Below are 26,790 nucleotides of genomic sequence, written 5' to 3'. Positions count from 1 at the left end.
TCGTACCGGGCGAATCTGTGTCCAATTCTGGGACGGAATACTTATGTCAACGTTAACGGCCGTGACGTCCTGGCGAGCGTGAATCAGCCAGCTTCATCACGAAACGGCCCGCAACCGGCCTGCACTTGATGGCACCGGATTTCACCCTGGCTTCGCCAATTGCTTGAGCTTGAGCAAAACTTAGAACGATTCCAGGTTCACTGGAAAGTCACACATTGGGACTATCGTCCGGCGGCACTTACTTAGTCATCCAAATGAGGTGCCAGAATGAAACTGAAATCTATTCCAGCTTTGATGCTTGCGTTGCTGTCGGTATCGACCGTCCATGCTGCAGATATCACAGGCGCAGGTAGTACCTTCGCGCTGCCGATCTACACGAAATGGGCGGATGCCTATCAGAAGTCGGGCGGCGGCAAGGTCAACTATCAGGGCATCGGCTCGTCGGGCGGCATCAAGCAGATTCAGGCGAAGACGGTCGACTTCGCGGGCTCGGATGCGCCGCTAAAGGACGATCAACTCGCCAGGGACGGCCTGTTCCAGTTCCCGACGGTGGTCGGCGGCGTCGTGCCGGCGATCAACGTGCCGGGCATCAAGGCCGGCGAAATCACGCTCTCGGGCCCGGTGCTCGGCGACATCTACCTCGGCAAGATCAAGAAGTGGAACGATCGGGCCATCGCCGCGCTGAACCCGAAGGTCAAGCTGCCTGATCTGGACATCGCCGTGGTCCGCCGTGCCGATGGCTCGGGCACCACTTTCATATGGACGGACTACCTCTCGAAGGTCAATCCCGAGTGGAAGGCCAAGGTTGGCGAAGGCACGACCGTGTCCTGGCCGACGGGCACGGGCGGCAAGGGCAACGACGGCGTCGCGGCCTTCGTGCAGCGTCTGCCGGGCGCGATCGGCTACGTTGAGTGGGCCTACGCGAAGCAAAATCACATGGTCTACACGGCCATGAAGAACGAGTCGGGTGCGATCGTTCAGCCGGCAACCGAAACGTTCAAGGCCGCAGCGGCTGGCGCGGACTGGAAGAAGTCGTTCTACCAGATCCTCACGAACGAGCCGGGCAAGGACGCGTGGCCGGTCGTCGGCGCGACCTTCGTGCTGCTGCACACGGTGCAGGACAAGCCGGAGCAGGGCAGGGAAACGCTCAAGTTCTTCCAGTGGGCCTTCAAGAACGGCGCGTCCGCCGCTGACAGCCTCGACTACATCTCGCTGCCGGATTCGGTCGTGAGCGAAATCGAGTCTCAATGGAAGGCAAAGGTCAAGGATTCCAGTGGCAAGGAAATTGCCCAGTAAGCCTGATCTGTGCAGGTGCGGGTTTGCGCATCCGTACCTGCTCCATTTCAGTTGATGTCAATGCGATATTTCATACATAAGCGATTGAACCCGTTAAGCGGAGCTTAAGCACCTTGCGGTGACAATCCGGTCAAGGTGACTGGAGAATCGTGTGAGGCTGCTACTGGTTGTCAACGATGATGCGGGTGCGCTGCCGGTCATGGAATGGGCGCATCGCTCAGGGTATGAGCTTGACTGGGCGAGCAGCGCATACGAGGCAGAGCTTGGCCTGCAGCATCAAACCCATGAACTCGTGCTTCTCGATTTTGGGACCCCGGGTCTGGATCCGCTCCGCCTTCTGAGAGGCTATCGAAGAATGGGGGGCCGTGCCGCGGTCATCGCAATCCTTCCCCACGGTCTTTTTGAAAGCCCGGCGGTGGCGCTGGACCTCGGCGCAGACGACTATCTCATGAAGCCGCTGGATCCTGAAGACCTTGGCGCGAGGGTTCGCCTGTTGTTTCGCCGATCGCCCGACGATAAGGAGCCAGTCACGATCGGGAATCTGGCGTTGCGCCCGCTCGATTGTTCGGTATCGCTCGACGGGCTGCCCGTGGCATTAAGGTCCAGCGAATACCGGCTGCTGGCTGCGCTGATGAATGAGCCCACGCGCGTATTCACACGTACCGAACTGGCGACGCAAATCTACGGACGCCCCCAGGGAGCCGCAGGGAACGCGGTCGATGTGCTGATACACCGTTTGCGGCACAAGCTGGGTGCGCAGAAGATTGTGACGGTCCGGGGCGTCGGATACCGGATGCGCCCGGCAGCGCGTCCCTGTCATCTCACTCGGTAATCCTGATCAAAAAGCGGGCGCCCTATGAAAATACAGTTAGAAGGCGCTTTCAGGTTGATGGGGAGGCGGCGGTAGAATGAAGTGATGAAGAAAATGAATTTGCTTTATCACAGTTCGAAATCTTGAGAGCGGCCCGCATCATGCCTTGTTCGCGCTTCACCGATTCCGTCGGCGCGCGAAACGATGCATCATGCGATTGGGGCGGTAGCAGAGACCCATGCCGCTCGAACGCCGCATGTCGCGCGGCCAGGTTCTCGGGCGAGCTATCGAGGCTCGTCAGGGGATAAACTCTCGGGCTATTTCAATAGCTGTCGAAAATCGACTCGAGTCGCGGCTCGGCGTCACCGGCGAGCAGCAAGTCGAAATCTATGAAGTTACCAACGTGGCTCGCGAATTCCTCGAAGCGGTTGCTAGGACGAAAGTATATTCGTCAATGCGATTAGCAGCCGTTCGCGCTGGCCTTGTCGAACGACTAAGCTGAGCGGGTGTACCAGTGCCAAAATGGACCGACCGTAATGGCCGACGACTCGACTAACATGATCTACGCGGAAGTCCGTTGTCTGGGGCGGAACCGACGTCCGAATGTCCGCGTGGGAAAGTGGGCATTCTTCGTACTTGGCCGACTGTACTCATTCACAGAAACCGCCCTAAAGTTGCCTTCGACGATTTCAACGTCCCGGTCCGTGGAGGCTCGTCGAACTGGTGCTCTCGGCAACCCACGGAAATTCAATGTTGGGGTGGCGAACGACCGCTGTTGAGCGTCGCTCATCTGTAGCGTCTCGCAAGAGCGACCGTTTCCGGCGCCACTAGCGGGGTCTCGCCAGAAGCCGCTCTATCGTCCCGAGCATGACATTCGAGGTCACGGGCTTCTGCCAATACACATCCCATAGAGGTTCGCTCAAGGTTGGTTTCTCGCCTGCACTGGCCAGGATGATGGGAATTTTAGTCAGCTTCGAATTACGTCTGAGTCGGTGGCAAAATTCAATACCATTCATTCCAGGCATATTCCGATCTGTAATGATCAGGGCCGGGAGTAGATCGTTCGCGGCAGCCAGACCCGCGTCAGCGTCTCTAGCGGTCGCGACCTCGAAGTCTTTCAAGCGCAATATGCGCCTCCACGCAACGATGATCGCGGGATCGTTATCCACAATAAGAATTGTCTGCATGAGCCAGGGGGATTGATTTGGATAATGAAATGCTACGCCGAGCCAGTGGATACGGCAAAAGCCTGCACAAGCTTCAGTTTAGGCCACTCGATGTCATGAATCTGATGGTCCGTTGCGGGTCCAGAGTGTGAATTTGCCGATGCATGAGGCTGATGTTCAACTGCTCGATTCCGCCGCACCCCCGAAGGGGAGATTTGAAAATGGCTTTGACAGGGGCGAGGTGCACCGCTAGCTTTTCGCGGCGCGCAGTGCAGCGAAAATGCCTCTCAGAAGATCAACCGGCGAAGGTGGACAGCCCGGAATGCTGACATCGACGGGAATGAGTTGCGAGAGCGGGCCGCAGACGGCATAGCTGTCCTTGAATATGCCGCCCGTGCATGCACACTCGCCGGCGGCAACGACCAGCTTGGGCTCAGGCGTCGCTTCGTATGCCTGCCGAAGCGCATCACGCATGTTCAGCGCAAGCGGTCCTGTCACCAGCAGCATGTCCGCGTGCCGGGGGCTTGCGACGAAGCGGATCCCCAGTCCCTCGATGTTGTAGTACGGATTATTGAGGGCGTGAATTTCGAGTTCACAGCCGTTGCAGGATCCGGCGTCGATTTGCCGGATGCACAGCGCGTGCCCGAGCACGTCGAGAATTTGCTGGTGCAGCCGCTGGGACTCCGTGCGCCAGTCGTCACCATCCTGCGGGATCGATGTGGCCGGCACGCGCGTGCTGGCGGTCCGCTTGAGAAGTTGCCACGTCACAGGTCGTGCCCCGCGTAATTCAGGTTGAACGATTTGTTGATGAGCGGAAAGTCGGCCACGATGTTGCCGATGATGGCGTGCTCGAGCGCGGGCCAGTTCTGCCATGACGGATCGTGGCAATGGCAACGGACCAGGGAGCCGGCCGTGCCCGTTTCCAGCGCAACGAGCACGTCGCCGCGCCAGCCTTCTATCCAGCCGACGCCATGGGAGGGCGGTGCGTCCGCATTCAACGGTACGGCCATATCGCCCGCGGGCAGCCCTGCGAGGATCGCGCGGATCTGCCGGAGCGACTCCTCGATCTCGCGAAAGCGCAGCGCGACGCGTGCCGCCACGTCGCCGCGTGCTTCACTGACGGCGCGCGCGCCGATCTCGCGGTAAGGCGTCGGGCCGTGATCGACGCGCAGATCCATTGTGCCGCCGCTAGCCCGTGCGGCCAGTCCGCAAACGCCGAAATGCGCCGCGACCTGTGCAGTGAGTGTGCCGGTATTCGCGAAACGATCCTGCAAACCCGGGTGGTCGTCGTAAATGCGCCGCAACGAGCGGACGTCGCGCTCGATGCGCTCGCACTGGTCGGAGATGGCGTGGGCCGTGTCCGGTTCGAGGTCACCCGCAAGACCGCCGGGCGCAATCACGTCGAAGAGATAGCGATGGCCGAAGGCGCGCTCGTTCATGCGCAGCCAGTCCTCCTTCATCCGCGAGAACTGCATGAGTCCAAAGGCGAATCCGGCGTCATTGCCGAGCGCGCCGAGGTCGCCCAGATGGTTGGCAACCCGCTCGCGTTCGAGGAGCAGGGCGCGCAGCCATTGCGCGCGAGGGGGAATGGCGATGCCCAGTGCACGTTCGAGCGCCATGCAGTACGCCCAGGTGAACGCCACCGCGCTGTCGCCCGCTATCCGCGCGGCCACGCGGTGACCCGCGAGGGCGGGCGTGCGCTCGAACAGGCGCTCGATGCCGCGATGCGTGTATCCGAGCCGCTCTTCGAGCCGCAGGACCTTTTCACCGACCACGGAGAAGCGGAAGTGTCCGGGCTCGATGACGCCCGCGTGAATCGGTCCCACGGCGATTTCGTGCACGCCGTCTCCCGCGACCTGCGTGAACGCGTATTCGCCTTCATGCGATTCGAAGCGCTCCGTGCCGGACACGGACTTTTGCAGCGGGAAATAGTCGGCGGGCCAGAGTCCGTGGTTCAGCCAGGGGCGCTCGTCCGCGGCGCCGCTCGCGCGCAGCCCCGTCAGATCGTAGACGGCGCGCTGCATGCGGGTCGCGCCCGGGAAGCGCGCCGAGAGATCCGGATACGCGCGCACGCCGTGCGAGGCGTCCCCGAGCGGCAGCCGGACCCACAGCAGACCGTCCTCGAGCGCATAGGCGGCGCACATGGTGAACGCGCCATCGCGATCGTGCGTGCCCCACATCGTGATCAGCCGTCCATCGCCTTCGTGGACGGCGGCCGCCGTGCCGATCCATGCGGCAGCATCGACCTGCGCGAGCGTCGCCGCGGGCGTTCCGGTAAAGGTGGCGAGGGGATCAAGGCCCGGCAATCCGAAAGCGTCGATTCGCATGGGTCATCCTGCGATCATGGCGCCGGCCTCGCGATACCACGCTGCCAGCCAGGGGGGAACATAGAGCCCGAGCATCAGCCCGATGGCCAGATGAATGAACACCGGCAGCAGTGCCGGTCGATGCTCGAGCGTCCTTGCCGTGGTGGTATCGCCGAACACCATGCCCTGCACGCGCACGAAAATCGCGGCGAACGCTACCGCGAGCGCGATCAGCAGCAGCGGCGCCACCCATGGCAGCGCGTGCATCGTCGTTGTGAGGATCAGGAATTCGCTCGCGAACACGCCGAACGGCGGGATGCCCAGAATGGCGAGCGCGCCGAGCATCATGCCCCAGCCGACAACGGGGCTCACGCGCAGCAGCCCGCGGATGCCCTCGATGGCCTGGGTGCCGGCTTTCTGCGACGCATGGCCGACCGTGAAGAAGATGGCCGACTTCACGAGTGAATGGACGGTCATGTGCAGCAGGCCCGCGAACGTGGCGACCGGGCCGCCCAGCCCGAACGCGAACGTCATCAGGCCCATGTGCTCGATGGATGAGTAAGAAAAAAGCCGCTTCACGTCTTTCTGCCGGAACAGCGAGAAGGTTGCGACAAGCACCGAGACGACCCCGAATCCGACGAGCAGCCGTCCTGGCAGGCCGTTCTGGAGCGCGCCGTCGGCGAGCACCTTGCAGCGGAGCACCGCATAGAGCGCGACATTGAGCAACAGGCCGGAGAGCACTGCGGATATGGGCGTTGGGCCTTCGGCATGGGCGTCGGGCAGCCAGTTGTGCATCGGCACGAGGCCGACCTTGGTGCCGTACCCGACCAGCAGGAACACGAATGCGAGCGAGACGATGGTGGGATCGAGGCTCGCCTTCGCGGCATTCAGGCTGCTCCACAGGAGCGCGTCGCCCCCACCCAGCACCCGGCTGGCAGCGAGATAGAGCAGGATCGTACCAAACAGCGCCTGGGCGATGCCGACACCACACAGGATGAAGTATTTCCACGCGGCCTCGAGGCTCGCCGCGGTGCGGTACAGGCTCACGAGCAGGACCGTCGCGAGTGTGGCCGCCTCCATGGCGACCCACAGAATGCCCATGTTGTTCGTCAGCAGCGCGAGCAGCATCGCGAAGATGAACAGCTGGTACATGCAGTGGAACAGCCGCATGCGCTTCGCACTCATGCGGCCGCGGTCACGCTCGGTGAGCATGTACGGCTTCGAGAAGACCGACGTGGTCCAGCCGACGAAGGCAGTGAGCGCTACGAGAAAAACGTTCAGCGGATCGACGAAGAACAGGTGGCCGGACGCGAAGGCCGGACCGTGCGCGACCGTTTGCCGGGCAAGCAGCAGCGTGGCGGCAAAGGTCAGCAGGCTGAACCCCACGTTCAGACCAGAGGCGGCGCGATGCGCGCCGGCAAGCGCGAGGCTGGCGCTCGCGACGAGCGGCAGGCCGAGAACCAGCATCAGGACCGTGGCGTCACTCATCCTTGAGTTTCTCGCGGTGGTGTATGTCGAGGCTGTCGAACTGCTCACGGATCTGGAACATGAACACGCCCAGGATCAGGATGCCCACCAGCACGTCCAGCCCTACGCCGAGCTCGACGATCATCGGCATGCCGTTGGTGGCGGCCGCAGCGGCGAAAAAAAGGCCGTTTTCCATGGAGAGAAAGCCGATCACCTGGGGGATCGCTTTCGCGCGCGTGATCATCATCATGAACGACAGCAGCACGCAGGCGAGCGCGATGCCGAGCGTGCCGCGCGCGACCGACGAGGCGAGCTGGCTCACGGGCAGCGCAACGTTGAACGCGACGATCACGAGCCCGATGCCGATGAGCAGCGTGATGGGGATGTTGAGCAGCGACTCGACGTCGCTAGTCACGTTCAGTCGATGCACGAGACGGTAGAGGATCCAGGGGATCAGCCCCACCTTGAGCACGAGCGTGAGCGCAGCGGAGACATACAGGTGCGCATCGCCCGTCACAAAGCCGAGTACGAGCTCGGCGAGGACGAGCGCGAGACCCTGCAGCGTATAGAGGTGGATCAGCGCGAGCATGCGTCGCTGGCTCAGCATGGCGAACGAGAGCAGCAGCAGGATCGCGGCGAGGAAGTTGACGATCTGCGTGGCGAAGCCGTGCATTCAGGCCCCCAGCAGGAAGTGGACGAGCATGCCGATGACGGCGAGCAGATAGGCCGTCGCGAGGAACTCCGGCACGCGAAAGAGCCGCATTTTCGCGTTGAGCGTCTCGACGAGCGCGAGCAGCGCGCCGCCCGCGAACAGCTTGGCGAACAGTGCGGGAACGGCCAGCAAGAGCGCGAGCGGGTTGCCCGCCTCGGCGATACCCCACGGTACGAACAGCGCGAGGCCGATGCACGAGTAGGCAAAGAGCTTCAGGCTCGAAGCCCATTCGATCAGTGCGAGATGACGGCCCGAGTACTCGAGGATCAGCGCTTCGTGGATCATGGTGAGCTCGAGGTGCGTGGCCGGATTGTCGACCGGCAGGCGCGCGTTTTCCGCGAGAGACACCATCGAGAACGCGATGCCCGCGAACGCGAGGCTCGGATAGATGGCGAGTTCCCGGTGACTGAGCGTGTCCACGATGCGCGTGAGCAGCGTCGACTGCGTAATCAGGGAGGCGGAAAACAGCACCATCAGCAATGCGGGTTCGGCGAGGAAGCCCACCAGCATTTCGCGTCGCGCGCCGAGCGTGCCGAAGGCGGTGCCCACGTCCATCGCGGCCAGCGAGATCGTGACGCGCGCGAGGGCAAAGAGGCCCACAAGGGCGATGGCGTCGGCGGCTGGCGAGAGTGGCAGATCGGTCGAAAGCGTTGGCACGATCGCGCATGCGAGCGTCATGCAGGCCCACACGACATATGGCGCGAGGCGCAGTAGCGGGCTGGCGTGCTCCGCGACGACCGACTCCTTGTGGAAGAGCTTGTGCAGCATCCGGTACGGCTGCCAGAGGCTGGGGGCGCGGCGTCCCTGCAGCCGCGCGCGGCAGATTCCGACCCAGCCGGACAGCAATGGCGCGGCGGCGAGCGCCACGAGGATTTCGAGCCCCTGCGAGAGCAGTCCGGATGGCGTGATCATCGGCGCACCACGACGAGCAGGACGATCAGCACGCAAAAGCTGTAGGTCAGATAGATGGCGATGCGGCCGGTCTGCAGCGATCCGACGAGTTGCGCGATGCGCGCGACGGCGCGCGCGAGCGGCGCGTAGAGCGCGCTCCAGACGCGGTCCGTGACGACGACGCGGTAGACAGGCTGTGTATCGAACGGCGAGGGCAGTTGCCTGTCGATCCGGAAGAACGGCGTGAAGATTTCGCGGATCGGCTGTCCGAAGCCTTCGGCCGTGTCCTGCATCCGCGCAGTCACGAACGGAAAGCCGCAGGCCCAGGGCGCCGCGCGGCGCACACGGCCGTGATAGAAGCGGCGCACCAGCACCCATGCGAGCGCGCAGGAGCACACGAAGAACGCGAGAAAGACGGCGGGCATATAGCTCGCGCGATCGACGCTGGTGGGCACGAGCAGCAGCCAGCCGTGTCCCCGCGCGGCCGAGCCGAGGTCGGCGCCGGCGATCTGCCGGGTGACCTGGTCCAGCACGCCGACGACCTGGACGGGCAGCAGCCCGAGCAGCACGCTCGCCGCAACGAACCAGACATAGCCTGCGCGCTCCCAGGCGCCGGCGTCGCGGGCGCGCGCAAGCCTGGCTTCACGCGGCTGCCCCAGAAAGACGATGCCGAAGAACTTGACCATCGTGTAGCCGGCCAGCGCGGCGACAAGCGCGATCAGCGCCGCGATGACGGGCACCACCATGTTGAGGAACGAGTTTGGCAGCCCGGGGGTGAAGAGGAAGCTTTGCAGGAGCAGCCACTCGGAGACGAAACCGGAAAACGGCGGCAGGCCCGCGCTTGCGAAGGCGCCCGCGAGCGCCGTCCAGGCGGTCCAGGGCATGGTGCGGATCAGGCCGCCGAGGCGGCCAAGGTTGCGCTCCCCGGTGGCATGCAGTACGGCGCCGGTGCCGAGAAACAGCAGGCTCTTGAATGCTGCGTGGCTCGCGACCTGATAAAGCAGCGCGGTGAGGGCGAGGGCCGCGAGCCCGTTCATGCCGAAGGCGCGGAACAGCACCCCGAGCCCCATGCTCACGAACATCAGGCCGATGTTGTCGATCGACGAGTATGCGAGGAGCCGCTTCATGTCCGTCTGGATCGCGCTGAACACCACACCGAAAAGTGCCGTGAACAGGCCGAGCGCGAGCAGCAGCACGCCCCACCAGGCGATCTGCAGGTGCAGCAGGTCGAACACCGTGCGCAGCAGGCCGTAGAGCCCGGCCTTCAGCACGAAACCGCTCATGAGTGCCGATACGGGCGACGGGGCGGCCGGATGCGCATCGGGCAGCCACACGTGCAGCGGAAAGATGCCCGCCTTCGCGCCGAAGCCTGCCAGCGCGAGCATGAAAGCGACCGACGCCCAGAACGCGTCCAGATGCTGCACGCGCATGTTGGCGAACGTGTAGTCGCCAGTGTTGGCCTGCAGCAGGCCGAAGCACAGCAGGAGCGCAAGGGCGCCGACGTGCGAGATCAGGAAGTAGAGGAAGGCGGCAGCGCGGATCTCGGCGATCCGGTAATTGGTCATGACGAGGAACGTGGCGGACACCGTCAGCGTTTCCCACGCGACCATGAAGCTGTAGGCGTCGGCGGCGAGCAGCACGAGCGCGAGGCTCGCGAGACACACGTGGTACTCGAAGCACAGCAGGCCGGGTGGCGTGCCCTCGCCCTTGCGGAAATAGCCGGCCGAGAACGCGCTCACGCCGGTGCTCACCATGCCAAGGACCGCGAGAAAGTACGCCGAAAGCGCGTCGAGCCTGAAGTGGAAGGGCAAGCCGGGCAGGCCGAGCGGCAGCACGACCGCTTGCGCGTCTCCAGATACGCCAGCGAGGCCGACGCCGCACAGCAGCGCACCGAGCAGCGCGCCGGCGGGGAAGAGGCCGTGGGCCACCACGCGCGTGCGGCGCATAAACGCGAACCCCGTTGCCCCGATGGTCAGCCAGCCGGCGACAACGAGCAGTGCGAGCTGGATCACGAAGCGATGGTCCATCGAGCCGGGTCTCCGATTGCGTCAGTCACGTGCCGTGGACGACGCACGCCACAGCGTTGCGCGCCGGGCGGCCGCTATCGTTGCGTTCCATGTTCTTCACGTGCGCGTGGTATTCGAGCCCGCCGCGAAGCGCGATGTCGCGCGCCCGGGCGTGCAGCGCCGGCCAGTCCGGCGCAGACGCGGTCTTTACCACCATGGCGACCGGATTGCCGCCGCGCACCGCATGCGTGCAGAAGGGCCGCTGCCCGAAGGCGTACCCGATCCGTTCGAGACAGGCCGCCGCGCGACTGCCGCGCTCGAGGAGATTGGCCACCAGTACGCCGTTCTCGCGCAGGGCGGCATGACATGCGTCGTAGAAAGCGTGGCTCGCCAGGTTAGCCGGCAGGCCAAAAGCATCAAAGCCATCGAGCAGGATGACATCAGCATCGTTGTGGAGTTCGGCGAGATGCGCGGCGGCATCGGCATGGATCACGCGAAAGCGCGCGGAGTCGGCGGGGATATGAAACTGTCGGCGCAATGCAATGACGCGTTCGTCGATTTCGATGGTGGTGACGACGGCCCTGGGAAAACGGCAGTGGCAGTACTTCGAGAGCGATCCGCCACCCAGTCCGACGACGAGGATGTGCGAGGGGGCCGGCTGGAAGAGTTCGAACGCCATCATGGCCCGCGTGTACGGGAGCTGTAGCGCGAGTGGGTCGCTCTTGCACATGGCAGTCTGGACGTCGAGCACGCCAAAGCAGAGGCTGCGTGTGCGTAGTCCCTCGCGAACCACCGGCACATCGAGGTGCCGGCGCGGCAACTCCGGGAAAAAGGCGTCGAGCACATCCTGACCGGATGGGAACGCCGGATTCTTCCAGCTAGGCATGGGTGATGTTCAGGCGCCTTGTGTCATGCTGCTCGTGGAGAGCGCATATGATTACCACACTATGATAATGATCTTATCATGCTAGCAAAATCGTTCACGCGTGACCAGACCGGATCAATACGGATGCTGGGCATCGTTGTGCTCCTCGCCTGGCTCCGGTGACGTTTACATTATATGCAAATAGCATTAACATGTAATTATCCTTTGCGGTGGTCGCGAGGTCGCCGTGCTGGCATTCGGTGCGAAGGCGGGAAGAGATTTGCCATGATCGACGTCGATGTTCCATTGCTGACGCACGAACACAAGCGTTTGCCTTTGCGTGAGGCGGCCGGTGAGCGGGGGCTCGTTGCCGTGGGCGTGGGCCGGGCAAGTGGGCGCGGGTTCGAGATGCTCCATCACTTTGCGGCCGCGTGCGACCGGCTCGACGCGTCGGGTGTCAACGTGGTGTTCGTCTATCCGGCGCAGTCCGCGCGTCACGTTCAGGACTCGCTTTCGGTCATCGCGGCGCGCTACAGGCGCAAGCCGAGCCTCCTGCTCGACGACGCCGGACGGTTCTTTGGCGACGCGCTGCCGGTTCACCTGCTGCGCGCAATTCGCCTTGACCGGCAGATGGCGTGCATCGAAACCACCGCGGTTAACGTGCGGGATAGCGACTGGGATGGGCGCCTGCGTGAGTTCCTGCTGAAGGCCGGCGCGGATGCGGCATGATGGGTGCGAGGCTGCCTGGAGACCTATGCTGGGCATAGCGGGGCGATGCGTCACGCGGGAAAGGCGCGCGACACGCCGCTGATCGTGGAGAACGATCAGGTTGTCTCGCTGTTCTTCGATGCGCGCGTCGTTCCGAGCGCAATGTTGCGGCGCGACCCCTGCGCGCTCGCGCCTGGCTACACGCGCATGATGATGGGCTTTCAGCGCCGGGACGCATTACGATGATCGGCCTCGGTGGCGGCTCGCTCGCGAAGTACTGCTATCGCTATCGGCCGGAGTCGGTTATCGCCGCCGTCGAAATCAACCCGCACGTGATCGCGCTGCGCAATGTGTTTCACTTGCCGGCTGATGACACGTGCTTCTTTGTGGTGTGCGCGGACGGTGCGGAGTATGTCGCCATGCGAGGCCACCGGCCCGACGTGCAGCTGGTCGACGGATTCGGGGTCAATGGCTGCCCGCAAGCCTCGGCACGCGTGAATGCTGCCACGCATGCTGGTAGCGCCTTGGCGACGACGGCGTGATGGTGGTCAATCTCGTCACGGACGAGGCTGGCTTTCATTACTATCTATACGCGCTGAGCAGCGTGTTCGGCGATTCGCTGGCGCAGGGTGGACCTGCTTGTCGTCATTGCCGCGCTCGAGCGCGGCGCGTCATTCGACTGGGAGCGACAGGGTGCGTCGCGGCCGCCGCGCGATGCCGCGTACTGACGGCTGCGGCGCAACAAGTCGCCCGCTGGCGTCCGGTTTCGATTATAATTTGATTAACATATTGGAACGACCGATCTCTGCGTGATGGAAACCAAAAGCGCCCGACTGACGATTCTGATCGATCCAGCAAAGAAGGCTGCATTCGAAGAACTGTGCGCAGCGCAGGATCTGACACCTTCGCAGGTCGTCCGTCAATTGATCCGCGAATATCTCGCGCAGCACGGCGTTACCTACAAAACAAAGAGTACTGTCGGCACGCGGACGCGCCGTTGACTTGCTCACCCGGTTCCGCCGCCTTCGCATTCACGGCCTCGTTCGGACAGTCCGTGGTGGGGCGGTTGCGCATGGCGCGGGGTTTTCGAGGCCATTAAAGTGCGCCAGCGCCTGGCGCCAGGATTGATCGATGAACGCAGTGCCGCCGTGCCCCAAATGCCATTCTGAATTCACGTATGAAGACGGGGCTCTCTATATTTGCCCGGAGTGCGCCCACGAATGGGCCGTGGGAGAAGCCACCATGCCGGCCGAGGCTGCCGCGAAGGTTTATCGCGATTCGGCAGGCAATGTCCTGCAGGACGGCGACACAGTCATGGTGATCAAGGACCTGAAGCTGAAAGGCTCGGCAGGGGTGATCAAGATGGGCACCAGGGTGAAGAACATCCGCCTCGTGGACAGCGACCACGACATCGATTGCAGGATCGACGGTTTTGGCGCAATGAGCCTGAAATCGGAATTTGTCCGGAAGGCGTGACCTGCGTCACGTGACGCAGGAATGCTGGCTGTCCGGGACCGCGGTCCTGGCCATCGGACCCCTCTCTTGCTTGACATGCTTCGCGCCGTGCTGGCGCGATTGCCTCACTATTCCCTCCTTTTAGCCGGCCCAGCCCCGGGTTGACGCGGCCGATGCCGGATGAATCGCGCGCACCCGTTTGCCGGCAATCGTCCAGATGCGGCGATCGTGTGGCTTCGTTCACGCAAACCAATGATATTCACATACTGGCATCATTGCATTATCATGGATTGACAATCGGGTCAGCCATGACCGGGCGACGGCCAATGGGCAATGACGCGTTTGGGGTGCGATGAAAGTAGCTGCCTCTGGCATCTACCTTTCCACATGCCTGAAATAACCAATATGATAAGTTATCCTCTTTATATGATTGGTCTGGATGCGGTTAGAGGGAAACCCACGCTGCATTAAAGTTCGTTCAAATGCTGACGATAAACAGGGGACGTCAGCCCGGGCAGGACACATTTGGTGTTCCGGCTCGCACAATGAGATGGCCAAAGCGGCCCGCATCATTCTTTTCGGGGGAAAGGGTATGCGCAACAACCAGCCAGTCACGCAGCGAGAGTTCGAAATTCCGGACGACGCAACGTTGATGTCGACTACCGACACGCAGAGCTACATCAACTATGCGAACGCCGCGTTCATTCACGCGAGCGGCTTTTCGCAGGACGAGATTCAGGGCCAACCCCATAACCTTGTGCGCCATCCCGACATGCCGCAAGAGGCGTTTGCTGATATGTGGGCGACGCTCAAGGGAGGAGAGCCGTGGACCGCGCTGGTCAAGAACAGGCGCAAGAATGGTGACCACTACTGGGTACGCGCGAATGCCATTCCAGTGGTGCGCAAGGGTCAGACATCCGGCTACATGTCGGTGCGCACCAAGCCCTCGCGCGAGGAAGTCGAGGCTGCCGAATCCCTTTATCGTCAGTTCCGCGAGCACAAGGCGGGCAGCCAGCGATTCTACAAAGGTCTGATTGTTCGCACGGGCCTGGCGGGTTGGACTTCGATCCTCAAGACCATGACGGTCCGCTGGCGAATTCGCGCCTCGTTGCTTGTGACGGCGCCGTTCATCCTGGGGGCTGCCTGGCTTTCGGGGGTCAGGGAGATTCCGTTCGCAGCATTCTGTGCATTTGCCCTGACATGTCTGCTCCTCGTATCACTGTGGCTCGAAAGACAGATCTCCCGGCCGATGGAGAAGGTGCTGGAACAGGCTCTGCGCGTGGCATCGGGCGAAAGCCAGAAGGCGGTTCATATGGACCGCGTCGACGAGATCGGCATGACGCTGCGTACGATCAGCCAGCTCGGGCTCATGTTCCGGTGGCTCATTGACGACGTGAGCGAGCAGGTTATGACCGTCGAGCGCGCGATCAAGGAGATCGCACAGGGCAACAACGACCTCAGCAAACGCACGGAGCAAGCCGCCTCGAATGTGCAGCAGACCGCGTCATCGATGACGCAGATGACCGCTACCGTGAAGAGCAATGCGGAAACCGCGATGCAGGCCAACACACTGTCGGGCTCCGCGAGCGATGCGGCTGCGAAGGGAGGGAAGGCGGTAGCGGAAGTGATCAGCACGATGAATGAAATCACCGCGAGTTCGCACAGAATTGCGGACATTATCGGCGTCATCGACGGAATCGCGTTCCAGACCAATATTCTGGCATTGAATGCGGCCGTCGAAGCCGCACGCGCCGGCGACCAGGGCCGCGGTTTCGCGGTCGTTGCCGGGGAAGTTCGCGCGCTCGCCCAGCGTAGCGCGAACGCTGCAAAGGAGATCAAAAACCTGATTTCCACCAGTGTCGAAAAGGTCGAGACCGGCTCCAGTCTGGTCGACGACGCTGGCCGGACCATGGATGAAATCGTGACGCAGGTCAGGCGGGTATCGGACCTGATTGCGGAGATCCGGTCTGCAACGGAAGAGCAAAACAGTGGTGTTTCCCAGATCGACCAGGCGGTGAGCGATCTTGACACCATTACGCAACAGAACGCTGCGCTGGTTGAGCAGAGCACCGCTGCATCAGATAGCCTCAGGCAGCAGGCTACGAGACTTGTAGAGGCCGTAAGCGTCTTTCGTTGACGCCACACTGCAAAAACTTGCGGACGTCGCAGGGACTGGAAAGCATCGTCGAGGCAGCCGGGCTGGAGCAGGGTGCACCAACGCGCGCGCGTCATTCATGCTGGCAGCGGGTGATCGGCCACGACCGGCACGATGCCGGTTGCGATCCAGAAGACGCGTTCGACAGTGTGACCACCAGCGCTGCTGGCCTGCCACGATCGAGAGGCACGTCATAGTCTCGCTAGCCTCAGCGGCGGGCAATGCGCGGCGAGCGCGCAGAGGGCCGGCCTCCTTCGATTGAGGTCTTCGCTGCGCAGCCGGCAGGGGATCGTTCCTGCCGGTAACTTCTGCCGTTGCGTGCACAAACCCGTGGCGCGACCTGCCGCTCCGCATGCCCGGCTGGATCAAGGGCCCCAAAAACCACGACCGATTTCTGGTTTCGGACTGAAGTCTGGCATCGTGCTGGTCGGCATCGCTTCGACCAGGTGCCTGGTTCGCACCCCCGAGGGCGAAGCTGGACGGAGCACATGCGGTACGTATGATAGGACTCCATGGCGAGAGCTCTTTCGAAGCTGCCTCAATCGAGGCGTTTCTTATCCGGCGGCTGGATCCAGGTCTCATTGTGATTGGTCGCGACCACTCATAATGCGCGATAACGGAAAGCGGGGAAGATCACGAAAACTCTTTATATGCTGTTCGCACCTATCATTTTGACCGGCGGTGTGACGGCAAGCGACGTGATGGATACCGGAAATGGGAAGTACATGGTATCGGCACACGCTGCGCCGACAAGGGGGACAGCGGGCGCAAACCAGGTGGCGTATGAGGCCGCACAAAAATTTTGCGTCCGCACGGGAAGTCACGCAGTCGTTCTTGAAGCCGGTGCGCGCGACGTTTACCAAGGCTCGTTTGGAGGAGCCATCGTGCGCGTGGTCCAGTGCGTCGCTCCGACAGGCACGGACTCAAGCGTTTTTGCGATGACCGCATCGACACCCGTGTCATTAATCGTTCTCGGCGTGCCGGGCCGAGGTGCGTCGAGCAGTCCGTCCAGACGATGGATTGCGAACCGCGCCAGCCCTATCGAAACCGTTTGCTGAGTGACGCGCTGTCTCGCCGCGACCGTCTCGTTGTCCATCCCATCGGCACGGGCCAGCACGATGCGCGACAGCAATGCCAGCGCCCGCTCATCGATGCCTCCTCGTATCAAGTGCCACGCAGAACACTGGGCATGAATCCTCAGAATACGGGTTCCTATAACCCGGCCAAACGATCCAGCAGGAAAGGACTGGCCGTAGCGTCGAGCCGTCGCTGATCTGGTACGTCATGTAGGCGTTGCTTGCCCGCGACGCAACGCTGCTTTGCGCGCAGTTGATATTCTGAATTGTATGTGGAGCGCTCACATTAAGGAGAGACGGCTTTAAGGATGATCGAATGGTGACCGAATACATCGGTTTTGTTAAATAATCTCGCGATTTTCATGATTTAAGTAACAATGACTAGTAGTGCGAATTAACAAATCACAGAAATGTCATTTATTCCATCTTTTTCATTGTTTTTCCGGGATTAAACGCCAAGTATTGGACGCTGGACGACGATCCCACAACGCCGTGCATGTTGGAAGACGCCACCCGGTCGTGCCCGCAAGGCTATCTCTTCTCATTTTGATTTAAAGGATATACGCATCATGAGCAACCCAAAACTTGAAGTACTCACCCCGCAAAACAGCCAGCTGATCATCATTGACCAGCAGCCGCAAATGGCTTTTGGCGTTCAGTCGATCGACCGCCAGGCGCTCAAGAACAACGTGGTCGGCCTGGCCAAGGCGGCCAGGGTGTTCAATATTCCGACCACGATCACGACGGTCGAGTCGGAAAGCTTCTCCGGCTTCACGTATCCCGAACTCCTCGACGTCTTCCCGAACCAGAGGGTGCTCGAACGCACGTCAATGAACTCGTGGGACGACCAGAAGGTTCGCGACGCGCTTGCTGCGAACAGCCGCAAGAAGGTGATCGTGGCGGGCCTGTGGACGGAAGTCTGCAATACGACGTTCGCGCTTTGCGCGATGCTCGAAGGCGGCTACGAGATCTACATGGTGGCCGACGCGTCGGGCGGCACGTCCAAGGACGCGCACGACTACGCGATGCAGCGCATGGTCCAGGCGGGCGTCGTGCCTGTGACGTGGCAGCAGGTCATGCTCGAATGGCAACGCGACTGGGCTCACCGTGAAACCTACGACGCAGTCATGGGAATTGCCAGGCAGCACTCGGGCGCATACGGTATGGGAGTCGACTACGCCTACACGATGGTCCACAAGGCAGCGCAGCGCACGGTCACGCCGCATGAGGCACTGCCGCCGGTGCCGGCGCGCTGATCGAGCGCCGCGGGACCGTGCCTGCCAGCGCGACGCGTTTCATGCGAACGCGCTGCGCTGACAGGCATGGTGGGCGGCGTGACAAGGTTCTTGTCGATGTCCGCAAGGCCATTGATCTGGCATGTGTGCCCGGGAGGAACGGTCGGCCAGCAGGTAAGGCAGACCGCTGATATCGCTGTCCTCTGAATCGGCGTGCCCGGCGCGCGATTCGGTCAGTGAATCAGTGACATATTTTTCAAAGTGCGGGTATTGATCGACGCGCAGATCCATTGCGCCGCCGACGCGGCATCTGCGCGTCCGAAATCAGAATGAGGTTACGCGCGAAACCGCTGCGCCGGAAGACGACACGAGCGCAATTACGCCTTGCGCGGTATGCAATGCATCACGAGGAACCGTCTCGGTGCGCTTCGCATCGAACGGACGCTCTCTTCACAACAATTCAGTCTTCGATGACGCATTTCACGCTTGACGTCGCTACCATCGAGACGGGAACTGAACAAGGCTGGCGGGCACGAGCGTTACCCGCCCGGCCGGTGAGGTATCAAATGAAAGACCCAGGCAATACCGGCGTAAGCCCGCACGAATCCGAAGCGCCTTTTTCGTCCCTCGAGCACCGGCAACACCAGATGTTTCCGCGACTTTCCCGTGCGGAGATAGAGAGTGCGACGCGCTTTGGACGCCCCAAAACGTTCAAGGCCGGCGATTTGATATTCGAAACGGGGCGCGTCTCGGATGGGCTGTTCGTTCTGCTGCGCGGCTGCGTGCGGATCTATTCGCGCGACCCGCAAGGACGCATGACGCTCGTGACCGAGCACCACGACGGGCATTTCATGGCCGAAATGGCGGAGCTCACGGGCAAGCCTTCACTCGTGGACGCCATTGCGGTGACCGATTGCGAGACACTGATCCTCCAGCCGGACCAACTACGCTCGCTCATCATCGCGGACGCGCAGCTTGGCGAGCACATCATGCGCGCATTGATCCTGAGGCGGCTGGGGCTGATCGAGCAGGGCCTTGGCCCCATCATCGTTGGACATGGCGACGACGCGCGGCTGGTTCGACTGCAGGGATTCTTGCGCCGAAACGCCCATCCTGCGGCGGTGATCGACTCCCGCAATGATTCGGAGGCCGTACGGTTTCTCGCGAGCCTGACCTCGAAACCGGACGACTTCCCTCTGGTATTTTGCCCTGACGGGTCGGTGCTGAGGGCGCCGGACGAAGCGGAACTCGCCACGCGACTGGGCTTGATGCCGACCTTCTGCCCATCGCAGTGCTATGATATTGCGATCATCGGAGCTGGACCCGCGGGTCTGGCAGCAGCGGTTTACGCGGCATCGGAAGGGCTATCGGTTGTGGTGTTCGACCGGCGCGCACCTGGAGGCCAGGCAGGCGCGAGCGCGCGCATCGAGAACTACCTGGGTTTTCCCACCGGGATATCGGGGCAGGCGCTGGCGGCGCGCGCGTTCCAGCAGGCGTTGAAATTTGGCGCTCACGTGGCGATACCGACCGAAGTCGCGTGTATCACGCGATCAGAGGACCGCTTCACGCTGGAGCTGTCCGATGGGCAATACGTGCGCGCGCGCACGGTTGTGGCTGCGAGCGGCGCGGCGTACCGCAGTCCCTCCGTACCTGGCTTCGAGGGCCTCGAAGGCTGTGGGCTCTACTATTGGGCCTCGCCTATCGAGGCGCGGCTTGTGAGGGGCCGTGACATCGTGATCGTCGGCGGCGGAAACTCGGCGGGACAGGCTGTGGTGTTTCTCGCGAACTTCGCGAGGAGTGTGCGGGTGCTGATACGCGGGCGCAGTCTGGAAGCGACGATGTCGCGCTATCTGATCGATCGGATTGGTGCTCTGGACAATGTTTCGATTTGCCCGGATTGCGCGCTTGAGTCGCTTGAGGCCGGCGAGGGCGGGCTCGCACGGATCCGGATCCGGCATCGGGAAACCGGTAGTGAGGTCGTTGAGACCCGGCATCTTTTTCTGTTTATCGGGGCGGATCCGATGACCGACTGGCTGGCGTCAAGTGGTGTGCTGCTCGATGAGCGTGGGTTTGTGATGACCGGGCCTTCTGGCGACGGTGAGGACTTGGGGCGCTTTCCGCTGGAGACTAGCGTGCCGGGGTTGTTTGCGATTGGCGATGTGAGGGCGGGTGCGCCCAAGCGCGTTGCCGCCGCTGTAGGCGATGGCGCGGCCGTGGTGGGGCAGATTCATGCGTGGCTCGAGAATGCGGATGCTTGCGATACGGTGTCCTGAGGGGGGGCGGGCGTCGTGGCGACGACTTCGGTCTTTCGGCGCTGGTTGTCGCGCTTTGGCAATTCCCCGGTTTCGTATCGATCTATCCGTGTTGCCCCTGTGCGGGGCAATGCTCTCAACTTAAGCCCGAATTGATCAGGCGAGCTTGTACGCGAAATAGCAAGGGGGGCTTGGCGTATCGGGGTGGTCGAGGATAAGAGCGCGCGTGCTGTACGCGGCATCGGTTCTGGTGAATGAGCGTCAGCACCAAGGCCAGGCAGTCGACTCATGACAGGCGCAACACGGCAATTTGCCCAAAGCGTATCGGGTTTCTCTAATTAATAAGAAAAGCCTGTTTAAGTTATTTTAAGACGATTTAACGGGAATCTTTTTGGAATTGAATTAATTCAATATTTTGGGTGTTCCTTCGCTGCGTTTCCGTGTCAAATGGCGGCAGCTGGATGAGCACTTACCCCAGCGTAATGCACTATGGACCCAGCGTCGTCACTACGACGAGGCGGTCTCATTTCTCTTCAACTCATAGGGCATACGCGTCGTGAACAATCCGAAGCTTGAAGTACTCACTCCGCAAAACAGCCAGCTGATCATCATCGATCAACAGCCGCAAATGGCCTTTGGCGTGCAGTCGATCGACCGCCAGACGCTCAAGAACAACGTCGTTGGTCTGGCCAGGGCGGCCAAGGTGTTCGAGATCCCGACCACGATCACGACCGTCGAGTCGGAAAGCTTCTCGGGCTTCACGTATCCCGAGGTGCTCGACGTGTTCCCGAACCAAAAGACGCTCGAACGCCCCTCGATGAACTCGTGGGACGACCAGAAGGTGCGCGACGCGCTGGCCGCGAACGGCCGCAAGAAGGTGGTCGTGGCGGGTCTGTGGACCGAGGTCTGGAGCAATACGACGTTCGCGCTGTGCGCGATGCTCGAAGGCGGCTACGAGATCTACATGGTCGCCGATGCGTCGGGCGGCACGTCCAAGGACGCGCACGACTACGCGATGCAGCGCGTGATTCACGCGGGCGTCGTGCCTGTCACCTGGCAGCAGGTCCTGCTCGAATGGGCGCGCCGCGAGACCTATGACGCCGTCATGGCGATCGCCAAGGAGCACTCGGGCGCCTACGGCATGGGCATCGACTATGCCTACACGATGGTCCACAAGGCACCGCAGCGCACGGCCACGACCCATGAGTCGCAACCGGCGGTCGCCGCGCACTAAGCGCGTGTCTCGTTTCTGCACGAGCTGTTGCGGCGCGCTCCTCGCGAGCGCGCCGCAACAGCAGCCCCACACGGCACACCGCCGCGCGCTCAACGCTCGGACATGGCCCACGGCGCGTGGGACAGATGCTCGACGAGATAGTCGAGCAGCGCGGTCACGCGCGCGGTGCGCAACATGCCGGGAGGGGTGAGCAGGTGTACATCGATGTCGGCGATGGCCCAGTCGCTCATGACGTGCTCGAGTTCGCCTCGCTGCAGCGCCTCCCACACGAGAAACTCCGGTTGCAGCGCGAGGCCGTGGCCGGCGATCAGCGCGGGCACGATGGCGTCCGCATTGTTGGAGCGGATGCGCCCGCGCACCGGCACCGCATATTCGTCGCCCGAGGCCGTGTGGTGAAAGCGCCAGAAGTCCGGCGTCGACATGTTCGAATAGGTGAGGCTCGCATGGTGCTCGAGATCGCGCGGGTGAGCCGGCCGCCCATGCCGTTCGAGGTAGGCGGGCGCCGCCACGAGTGGCCGGCGCACCGCGCACAGGCGGCGCGAGCGCAGCGTGGAATCGTCGAGCTCGGCAATGCGGATCGCCACATCGAATCCGCCCGCCACGACGTCGATCAGCTGGTCGGTGAGCGTGAGCTCGACGTCCACGCCCGGGAAGCGCTCGATAAACGCGGGCAGCAGCGGCGAGAGATAGCGCAGGCCAAACGACATCGGCGCATTCATGCGGATCACGCCGTGCGGCTCGATCGCCAGCACGGACGCCTCGCTCTCGAACACTTCGGCATTCGCGAGCAGGTCGACCACGCGCTCGCGCAACAGCTCCCCGGTTGGCGTGAGCGACAGCCTTCGCGTCGTGCGGTACAGCAGCATCGTGCCGAGCCGTTGCTCGAGTCGGGCAATGGCCTTGGAGACGGTGGGCTGCGAGATGCCGAGCAGCTCGGCGGCTTTCGCGAACGAGCCGGTTTCGGCGACGCGCGAAAAGATGGCCCAGGCTTCAAGGTCGGGAAGATTTTGCATGTTGGCTATCGAGTCGACGAACGTCTGACGGGCCTGCCGCGGCACTGGGGACAACCCCATGCCAACGGTGGCGAGCAGATGGACCCGGAGGCGCAAACCGGGATGCAATGACCTGCATTCTAATCGTTCGGAGACCGATCGTATGCAAGCGTATTTGATATCACTAGGCGCGGGCGTGCTGATAGGCGTGATCTATAGCGTGATCAAGTGTCGATCGCCCGCACCGCCGCTGACTGCCCTCGTCGGCCTGCTGGTCGGCGCACAGGCCGTGCAGCTAGTCAAGCAATGGCTCGGCTTTTGATTGAATCAAACGAACTCCGTGAATTGAGCGAAGAGAGGAAACGCACATGAGCGCCATCGGCACCCAACCCAATCTTATTCTGCATAACGGACGATTCACGACACTCGACCGTTCGAACCCGATCGCCTCAGCCGTGGCGATCGCCAATGGCCGCTTCGTTGCCGTGGGCAGCGATGCCGACGTCATGCCGCTCGCGGTCGACTCGACCCGCGTCGTCGACCTGGGCGGCCGGTCCGCTTTGCCGGGTCTGATCGACAATCACTTGCATTTGATCCGCGGTGGCCTGAACTACAACATGGAGCTGCGCTGGGACGGCGTGCGCTCGCTCGCGGTGGCGATGGAGATGCTCAAGCAGCAGGTGGCCATCACGCCCGCGCCGCTGCCTGCGAAAGAAAGGCCAGCATTCGATCGGCAGGTTCTTGCTCGAGTGTGTGAACGTAAGCGAAGCTGTGTCCGCGACCGTCGTCGCGCAGTGATTTTCCGACGATGACTTCGAACCAGCCGTCCTGCCGACTGCTGTGTCCGATCAGGCGGATATACCCGCCGCCGATTCCCACGCCACGCGCTGAACTTTGCCGCGGAATAGCACACCGGCCGGCAGTCATATCGACGTATTGCCGTTGTTCGACGGCGACCGTTGCCTTCGAGCTGTCACGGCGACGACCCAGTGCAGCAACATGTCTGCGGATGGTGGTGGCCGCGAGCAGATACCCCAGCGGTAACACCTCCTCCAGGACCCGGACAGTCAGTCCGTAGGACATCAACGCGGCAAACTTGGCCTCGAAATACTGCAATTCGGGACTCGTCCGCTCACGCAGGCGAGCGGCCAGCGGGCAGACGGATTGGCGCCCGATTCCGGAACCCCGGCATTGATACAACCGCGGGCTATCGATCGACAGCCGACCGAAGACCGCGCGGTAGATCAGGCGATGATGGCCCTTCACAGCCAGAAGGGGGCCGCAATCCGGACACACGCTCATTCGAGCGATCGCTTCAGCGGCCTCGGCTTCGATCATTGAACGCTGCAACCGGCCTAACAGCGCCTTTGCCTCCTCAAGATGTAAGCCGAGACAACCAGCATCGAATCCGTCCCGTTGGAAGCGGGCTATCTCCGTAATGTTCGCCTGTTCGTCGACTTCGGTCTGAACCACAATCCGCACGCTGATTTGCATCGCAGTCGCCCGCCGCGCGCGTCACCAGGACGATGCGCTTACCGCGCAAGGACCTGCAGCCGCTCATCCGCTGCGCGCCGGTCGAAACCCCGATCCAGCCAGATCAACCATTCGTCGGCCTCAACGTGCAGAACGTTCACGTCAATCTGCCCCTCGCGTAAAGTCTCGATCCGCTCGAGAAATTCGTGCTCGCCGTGAACTTCCAGAGCATTCATGTATCTATCGAGGCCTCCGATGTCTTCTGGTGGGCAACGCCCGGAGCTCGCGACACAGCATGGCATCGGCCTTGACCGCTGGTTGCACGAGCGGCGCTCGATGCGCGTGTCATGTAACCACCACGAGGTGAAGTCGTCCAGGTAGGCAAAGCGCTCATGTTCGTGCAGGCCCATTGCCGCCAACGACAAGGTGTCTGGCCCGTCGAAGAATTGGAAAGCACCGTCGTGATGTCCACTCTAACGCCATCCGCGTACGATGAACTGGTGCAGGTGTTCGTCGTCCCAGCCCATCGCGAGCTGCATTCTATCGGCCATATTCGCTGCGACCCGATTTCGCGCCCACTCTGGTGCGGTCTCCGATCATGCACATGATGCGCAAGCGGCAGTTGCGGAGGATCGCGTTGACGACACTGCTGTCGAGCAATTTTACGCGCCCGTGATGTTGGCAGTCCTCTCTACTACAGGCGGCTGCTCATCCCACATTCCTTATCGCGACACAACCACTACTCCACTACTCTTGCGTCGGCCGCGAACCCTGCGCCTTCAACGAGCAGTTGCAATGGCGGCCCGCTTGTCCTTGATACTGGGACGGTACTGTCAAGCAGCCGCAGCGGTCTGCAGACAATTTACCGCGCTGGCTGGCCTTGCTGCGACGACCCGCCGGCTACGCCGCCCATCGCACTGTTCTGCTCATCGACGCGAGCTTCGGCGGCCTGAAGGTTGTCTGGATATTCATTGCGGTGCGCATGCGAGTCAGGGTTGTACCCGGCCTTTTCGACCTGAAGTAACTCTTCGCGAACCTGTGCACGCGTCACCGGCTGGTTCGATTGAGCGAAAGCAACGAGCGGGGCAGCAAGGGTTGCGGCGACAATGACAGCTTGAACGAGCGATTTCATGACTATTACCTCTTGAATTACCTTGCGTGGCCGAGATCTGCGTTGTCCGCAGCGATCTACGCAGTATAGGAGACGACAATACTAGGGTAAATACCTAAACAACAAGTTGACCGATTTTCGAACGAAGCTTATATCGGGACAGAATCCGACTGCCGACCGTCAATCTCTGATACGATCAACGGCGGCGCTGGAGAGGCCCAATTCGTATTCCGTCAAGTTCTGGGATGTCCGTTCGCGGACAGGGCGAGCCGCACGCATCACTACTTCGAGCTACCATCTAACTTCAGATGCTGAGCCGACTTGAATTTGCTGTCAGACAACTGGTTGTTAATATTCCGGGATTGTCTTTTTCTGCGAGGCATGTCGGGGCTGGATTTCGGCGCTGCCGCCCCGGTCAGGCTAGCGCACAGATTTCTGGATGTGTGAATAACGTGAAGCCCATGCTGGCAGGCCATTCCAACGAAATTGAGCGAAGCGCAGTTCGAGCAGTTTGTCTTGCCCCATCTGGCCAAAGGTCATGGCCGACGCGCCCCGGCACCGACCCTGTCGCCGCACAGGATCTTCCCATTGAGCGCGTGTTCGCCTGGGAAGACAAGTTTCGCCGCCTGCGGCTGCGCTTTGAACGCATCAGTGAGTTGCACTACGCGTTCAAAACACTGGCCTACACGACGATCAATCTGCGCCGCTACCACTGCTCGTGATCGCCGGACTAGAGCTTTACTGATGGTGCAGCGTGCTGCCCACGCATTCGCCTATTATCTTTGCATTCCTGACGATGACATGGACGTCGACATCCAACATTTGCCTTTTCCCACAACGTTGCGTCTTGCTTCGCTTTCGCACGAACTGCCATTGCAGTTCTTCAGATTGAAACACACAGCAATGCGCAACCAGTTGCCAGCAGGATTGCGTTCAATAGATGGATGCAGTCGCTTGAGAATCCTTGTGATTCCCGGTGGCCACATCGCACGCGATGCTTTCTCGGAAAGGTCAAATGGCCGCTTAGTTTGACTGAAGATATGCCAGCAGTCGACTGGGCGTCAAGTCGGTGAGTTCAAGAACTGCATTTCGGGCGGCGGACAGTTGCCATTCGAATTGCCGGGTCGCGGCCGACACTCGGAAAATGAAGCGTTTACGCCTATGCCTCCGATCAAAATTCCGCCGGCTGAGGAAATTGCAGCGGCAAATTGCACCCAACGCTTCATAGAATCAGGCTTTTGGTGGCGAACAAATGGCATACCGCTGTCTCCGTTCTATTGCAATCGCAATTCACGTCGCAATCGTCCTTCGGCTAACTCGAATATAGAAAGCGCTCCTCTAAGACAGCCAACAATCGTTATCGCAATGTTCGCTTGCGTACGCAGTATCTGAGGGGCCGTTACTATGTCCCAAAGCAGTCGCTCAGGTGACTCGTAGATCCTTTTGCGACGGTCGCAATCTGGCCGAACTTTGCCTCATGAGTCCGCGCGGCGGCGTCGCCGACTGGACGTCATGCAAATGGCATAAAGCGACCCGTTGCCACAATTCCTGTTGCAGGGACGTCAACGGCCGTTCTCAA

General features: G+C 61.7%; 26 protein-coding genes and 3 pseudogenes. 15 read left to right on the top strand and 14 right to left on the bottom strand.

Annotated features, from left to right (window positions below; translation table 11 throughout):
• Positions 1 to 267 precede the first annotated feature (267 nt).
• From pstS to E1956_RS44625, 3 genes are all read left to right on the top strand, one after another.
• Positions 268 to 1,296, top strand: coding sequence for a phosphate ABC transporter substrate-binding protein PstS (gene pstS, locus E1956_RS44635; RefSeq protein ID WP_134760392.1), 1,029 nt, complete (start codon positions 268 to 270; stop codon positions 1,294 to 1,296).
• Between the two features lie 151 nt (positions 1,297 to 1,447).
• Positions 1,448 to 2,128, top strand: coding sequence for a response regulator transcription factor (locus tag E1956_RS44630; protein WP_134760390.1), 681 nt, complete (start codon positions 1,448 to 1,450; stop codon positions 2,126 to 2,128).
• Positions 2,129 to 2,345: 217 nt separating this feature from the next.
• Positions 2,346 to 2,609 carry a hypothetical protein gene (locus E1956_RS44625; protein WP_134760388.1) on the top strand — a complete coding sequence of 88 codons (264 nt, stop codon included), beginning with the start codon at positions 2,346 to 2,348 and terminating at the stop codon, positions 2,607 to 2,609.
• Positions 2,610 to 2,934: 325 nt separating this feature from the next.
• Here E1956_RS44625 and E1956_RS47910 read toward each other — a convergent pair whose 3' ends face one another.
• From E1956_RS47910 to E1956_RS44585, 8 genes are all read right to left on the bottom strand, one after another.
• Positions 2,935 to 3,294, bottom strand: coding sequence for a response regulator transcription factor (locus tag E1956_RS47910; protein WP_134760386.1), 360 nt, complete (start codon positions 3,292 to 3,294; stop codon positions 2,935 to 2,937).
• 228 nt (positions 3,295 to 3,522) lie between these two features.
• Positions 3,523 to 4,041 (bottom strand): NADH-quinone oxidoreductase subunit B family protein, encoded by a 519-nt coding sequence (locus tag E1956_RS44615; RefSeq protein WP_232072500.1) that lies wholly within the window; start codon positions 4,039 to 4,041, stop codon positions 3,523 to 3,525.
• Positions 4,038 to 5,600: a hydrogenase large subunit gene (locus E1956_RS44610; RefSeq protein ID WP_134760382.1), complete on the bottom strand. Its 1,563-nt coding sequence runs from the start codon at positions 5,598 to 5,600 to the stop codon at positions 4,038 to 4,040. The genes E1956_RS44615 and E1956_RS44610 overlap by 4 nt, the downstream gene beginning before the upstream one ends.
• A 3-nt stretch (positions 5,601 to 5,603) precedes the next feature.
• Positions 5,604 to 7,067, bottom strand: a complete 1,464-nt coding sequence (locus E1956_RS44605) for a hydrogenase 4 subunit F (protein WP_134760380.1) — start codon at positions 7,065 to 7,067, stop codon at positions 5,604 to 5,606.
• Positions 7,060 to 7,719: a formate hydrogenlyase gene (locus E1956_RS44600; RefSeq protein ID WP_134760378.1), complete on the bottom strand. Its 660-nt coding sequence runs from the start codon at positions 7,717 to 7,719 to the stop codon at positions 7,060 to 7,062. The genes E1956_RS44605 and E1956_RS44600 overlap by 8 nt, the downstream gene beginning before the upstream one ends.
• Positions 7,720 to 8,670, bottom strand: coding sequence for a respiratory chain complex I subunit 1 family protein (locus E1956_RS44595; RefSeq protein ID WP_134760376.1), 951 nt, complete (start codon positions 8,668 to 8,670; stop codon positions 7,720 to 7,722).
• Positions 8,667 to 10,676: a hydrogenase 4 subunit B gene (hyfB, locus tag E1956_RS44590; RefSeq protein WP_134760374.1), complete on the bottom strand. Its 2,010-nt coding sequence runs from the start codon at positions 10,674 to 10,676 to the stop codon at positions 8,667 to 8,669. Before hyfB ends, E1956_RS44595 begins: the two co-directional genes overlap by 4 nt.
• Positions 10,677 to 10,701: 25 nt before the next feature.
• Positions 10,702 to 11,541 (bottom strand): fused MFS/spermidine synthase, encoded by an 840-nt coding sequence (locus E1956_RS44585; protein WP_134760372.1) that lies wholly within the window; start codon positions 11,539 to 11,541, stop codon positions 10,702 to 10,704.
• A gap of 264 nt (positions 11,542 to 11,805) precedes the next feature.
• Between E1956_RS44585 and E1956_RS44580 the strand changes: the two genes are divergently transcribed.
• The 6 genes from E1956_RS44580 to E1956_RS44555 all read left to right on the top strand — a co-directional run bounded on the left by E1956_RS44580 (position 11,806) and on the right by E1956_RS44555 (position 15,820).
• Positions 11,806 to 12,249, top strand: a complete 444-nt coding sequence (locus E1956_RS44580) for a hypothetical protein (RefSeq protein WP_134760370.1) — start codon at positions 11,806 to 11,808, stop codon at positions 12,247 to 12,249.
• A gap of 45 nt (positions 12,250 to 12,294) precedes the next feature.
• The gene (locus tag E1956_RS44575; protein WP_134760368.1) at positions 12,295 to 12,474 is read left to right on the top strand and encodes a hypothetical protein; all 180 of its coding nucleotides are present in this window, start codon (positions 12,295 to 12,297) and stop codon (positions 12,472 to 12,474) included.
• On the top strand, positions 12,471 to 12,770 hold the full coding sequence (locus E1956_RS44570) for a class I SAM-dependent methyltransferase (RefSeq protein ID WP_134760366.1): 300 nt from the start codon (positions 12,471 to 12,473) through the stop codon (positions 12,768 to 12,770). The genes E1956_RS44575 and E1956_RS44570 overlap by 4 nt, the downstream gene beginning before the upstream one ends.
• Before the next feature lie 270 nt (positions 12,771 to 13,040).
• Complete coding sequence (locus tag E1956_RS44565; RefSeq protein ID WP_134760364.1) at positions 13,041 to 13,229, top strand: ribbon-helix-helix protein, CopG family; 189 nt, start codon at positions 13,041 to 13,043, stop codon at positions 13,227 to 13,229.
• Between the two features lie 130 nt (positions 13,230 to 13,359).
• Complete coding sequence (locus E1956_RS44560) at positions 13,360 to 13,704, top strand: zinc ribbon domain-containing protein YjdM (RefSeq protein ID WP_134760362.1); 345 nt, start codon at positions 13,360 to 13,362, stop codon at positions 13,702 to 13,704.
• A 571-nt stretch (positions 13,705 to 14,275) separates the two neighbouring features.
• Entirely contained in the window at positions 14,276 to 15,820 is a 1,545-nt protein-coding gene (locus E1956_RS44555) for a methyl-accepting chemotaxis protein (protein WP_134760360.1), read from the top strand.
• Between the two features lie 895 nt (positions 15,821 to 16,715).
• On the opposite strand, the pseudogene E1956_RS47275 reads toward E1956_RS44555, so the two are convergent.
• Positions 16,716 to 16,982 (bottom strand): annotated as a pseudogene (locus E1956_RS47275) (IS630 family transposase); the annotation flags it as partial.
• Positions 16,983 to 17,483: 501 nt separating this feature from the next.
• Between E1956_RS47275 and E1956_RS44545 the strand changes: the two are divergent.
• Positions 17,484 to 18,170, top strand: a complete 687-nt coding sequence (locus tag E1956_RS44545; RefSeq protein WP_134760358.1) for a hydrolase — start codon at positions 17,484 to 17,486, stop codon at positions 18,168 to 18,170.
• Positions 18,171 to 18,209: 39 nt separating this feature from the next.
• On the opposite strand, the gene E1956_RS44540 is transcribed toward E1956_RS44545, so the two are convergent.
• The gene (locus E1956_RS44540; RefSeq protein WP_134760356.1) at positions 18,210 to 18,440 is read right to left on the bottom strand and encodes a hypothetical protein; all 231 of its coding nucleotides are present in this window, start codon (positions 18,438 to 18,440) and stop codon (positions 18,210 to 18,212) included.
• Between the two features lie 275 nt (positions 18,441 to 18,715).
• Between E1956_RS44540 and E1956_RS44535 the strand changes: the two genes are divergently transcribed.
• Positions 18,716 to 20,422 carry an FAD-dependent oxidoreductase gene (locus E1956_RS44535; RefSeq protein WP_134760883.1) on the top strand — a complete coding sequence of 569 codons (1,707 nt, stop codon included), beginning with the start codon at positions 18,716 to 18,718 and terminating at the stop codon, positions 20,420 to 20,422.
• A 535-nt stretch (positions 20,423 to 20,957) separates the two neighbouring features.
• Positions 20,958 to 21,635 (top strand): hydrolase, encoded by a 678-nt coding sequence (locus tag E1956_RS44530; RefSeq protein ID WP_134760354.1) that lies wholly within the window; start codon positions 20,958 to 20,960, stop codon positions 21,633 to 21,635.
• Between the two features lie 89 nt (positions 21,636 to 21,724).
• Here the strand turns inward: E1956_RS44530 and E1956_RS44525 are convergent, their stop codons facing one another.
• Positions 21,725 to 22,648, bottom strand: a complete 924-nt coding sequence (locus E1956_RS44525) for a LysR family transcriptional regulator (RefSeq protein ID WP_134760352.1) — start codon at positions 22,646 to 22,648, stop codon at positions 21,725 to 21,727.
• Positions 22,649 to 22,790: 142 nt separating this feature from the next.
• Here E1956_RS44525 and E1956_RS44520 point away from each other — a divergent pair, with 142 nt between their 5' ends.
• Both E1956_RS44520 and E1956_RS44515 read left to right on the top strand, forming a co-directional pair.
• Positions 22,791 to 22,949 carry a DUF1427 family protein gene (locus E1956_RS44520; RefSeq protein ID WP_134760350.1) on the top strand — a complete coding sequence of 53 codons (159 nt, stop codon included), beginning with the start codon at positions 22,791 to 22,793 and terminating at the stop codon, positions 22,947 to 22,949.
• 46 nt (positions 22,950 to 22,995) lie between these two features.
• Positions 22,996 to 23,328 (top strand): annotated as a pseudogene (locus E1956_RS44515) (amidohydrolase family protein); the annotation flags it as partial.
• On the opposite strand, the pseudogene E1956_RS44510 reads toward E1956_RS44515, so the two are convergent.
• The 3 genes and pseudogenes from E1956_RS44510 to E1956_RS44500 form a co-directional block, all read right to left on the bottom strand.
• Positions 23,318 to 24,121, bottom strand: a pseudogene (locus E1956_RS44510) (ISKra4-like element ISBte1 family transposase); the annotation flags it as partial. The pseudogenes E1956_RS44515 and E1956_RS44510 sit on opposite strands and share 11 nt — an antisense overlap.
• 38 nt (positions 24,122 to 24,159) lie before the next feature.
• Positions 24,160 to 24,519, bottom strand: a complete 360-nt coding sequence (locus E1956_RS44505) for a plasmid pRiA4b ORF-3 family protein (protein ID WP_256377835.1) — start codon at positions 24,517 to 24,519, stop codon at positions 24,160 to 24,162.
• Between the two features lie 443 nt (positions 24,520 to 24,962).
• Entirely contained in the window at positions 24,963 to 25,232 is a 270-nt protein-coding gene (locus E1956_RS44500; protein WP_134760346.1) for a DUF4148 domain-containing protein, read from the bottom strand.
• A gap of 440 nt (positions 25,233 to 25,672) precedes the next feature.
• Here E1956_RS44500 and E1956_RS44495 point away from each other — a divergent pair, with 440 nt between their 5' ends.
• The gene (locus tag E1956_RS44495) at positions 25,673 to 25,933 is read left to right on the top strand and encodes a hypothetical protein (protein ID WP_232072625.1); all 261 of its coding nucleotides are present in this window, start codon (positions 25,673 to 25,675) and stop codon (positions 25,931 to 25,933) included.
• Positions 25,934 to 26,790: the final 857 nt, after the last annotated feature.

The sequence above is a fragment of the Paraburkholderia pallida genome (genome assembly GCF_004524855.1).
GTDB classification, from domain to species: Bacteria; Pseudomonadota; Gammaproteobacteria; order Burkholderiales; family Burkholderiaceae; genus Paraburkholderia; species Paraburkholderia oxyphila.
Note: the sequence above shows the minus strand (reverse complement) of the source record. Positions and strands in the feature narration are given on the sequence as shown.

Excerpts from the sequence above, each read along its gene's own strand:
- E1956_RS44540 (WP_134760356.1), bottom strand. The coding sequence starts at position 18,440 with ATGGATCTGCGCGTCGATCAATACCCGCACTTTGAAAAATATGTCACT.
- E1956_RS44605 (WP_134760380.1), bottom strand. The coding sequence starts at position 7,067 with ATGAGTGACGCCACGGTCCTGATGCTGGTTCTCGGCCTGCCGCTCGTC.
- E1956_RS44495 (WP_232072625.1), top strand. The coding sequence starts at position 25,673 with ATGCTGGCAGGCCATTCCAACGAAATTGAGCGAAGCGCAGTTCGAGCA.
- E1956_RS44575 (WP_134760368.1), top strand. The coding sequence starts at position 12,295 with ATGCGTCACGCGGGAAAGGCGCGCGACACGCCGCTGATCGTGGAGAAC.
- E1956_RS44625 (WP_134760388.1), top strand. The coding sequence starts at position 2,346 with ATGCCGCTCGAACGCCGCATGTCGCGCGGCCAGGTTCTCGGGCGAGCT.
- E1956_RS44600 (WP_134760378.1), bottom strand. The coding sequence starts at position 7,719 with ATGCACGGCTTCGCCACGCAGATCGTCAACTTCCTCGCCGCGATCCTG.
- E1956_RS44580 (WP_134760370.1), top strand. The coding sequence starts at position 11,806 with ATGATCGACGTCGATGTTCCATTGCTGACGCACGAACACAAGCGTTTG.
- E1956_RS47910 (WP_134760386.1), bottom strand. The coding sequence starts at position 3,294 with ATGCAGACAATTCTTATTGTGGATAACGATCCCGCGATCATCGTTGCG.
- E1956_RS44520 (WP_134760350.1), top strand. The coding sequence starts at position 22,791 with ATGCAAGCGTATTTGATATCACTAGGCGCGGGCGTGCTGATAGGCGTG.
- E1956_RS44610 (WP_134760382.1), bottom strand. The coding sequence starts at position 5,600 with ATGCGAATCGACGCTTTCGGATTGCCGGGCCTTGATCCCCTCGCCACC.
- E1956_RS44535 (WP_134760883.1), top strand. The coding sequence starts at position 18,716 with ATGAAAGACCCAGGCAATACCGGCGTAAGCCCGCACGAATCCGAAGCG.
- E1956_RS44545 (WP_134760358.1), top strand. The coding sequence starts at position 17,484 with ATGAGCAACCCAAAACTTGAAGTACTCACCCCGCAAAACAGCCAGCTG.
- E1956_RS44525 (WP_134760352.1), bottom strand. The coding sequence starts at position 22,648 with ATGCAAAATCTTCCCGACCTTGAAGCCTGGGCCATCTTTTCGCGCGTC.
- E1956_RS44500 (WP_134760346.1), bottom strand. The coding sequence starts at position 25,232 with ATGAAATCGCTCGTTCAAGCTGTCATTGTCGCCGCAACCCTTGCTGCC.
- E1956_RS44565 (WP_134760364.1), top strand. The coding sequence starts at position 13,041 with ATGGAAACCAAAAGCGCCCGACTGACGATTCTGATCGATCCAGCAAAG.
- E1956_RS44585 (WP_134760372.1), bottom strand. The coding sequence starts at position 11,541 with ATGCCTAGCTGGAAGAATCCGGCGTTCCCATCCGGTCAGGATGTGCTC.
- E1956_RS44555 (WP_134760360.1), top strand. The coding sequence starts at position 14,276 with ATGCGCAACAACCAGCCAGTCACGCAGCGAGAGTTCGAAATTCCGGAC.
- E1956_RS44595 (WP_134760376.1), bottom strand. The coding sequence starts at position 8,670 with ATGATCACGCCATCCGGACTGCTCTCGCAGGGGCTCGAAATCCTCGTG.
- pstS (WP_134760392.1), top strand. The coding sequence starts at position 268 with ATGAAACTGAAATCTATTCCAGCTTTGATGCTTGCGTTGCTGTCGGTA.
- E1956_RS44560 (WP_134760362.1), top strand. The coding sequence starts at position 13,360 with ATGAACGCAGTGCCGCCGTGCCCCAAATGCCATTCTGAATTCACGTAT.
- hyfB (WP_134760374.1), bottom strand. The coding sequence starts at position 10,676 with ATGGACCATCGCTTCGTGATCCAGCTCGCACTGCTCGTTGTCGCCGGC.
- E1956_RS44570 (WP_134760366.1), top strand. The coding sequence starts at position 12,471 with ATGATCGGCCTCGGTGGCGGCTCGCTCGCGAAGTACTGCTATCGCTAT.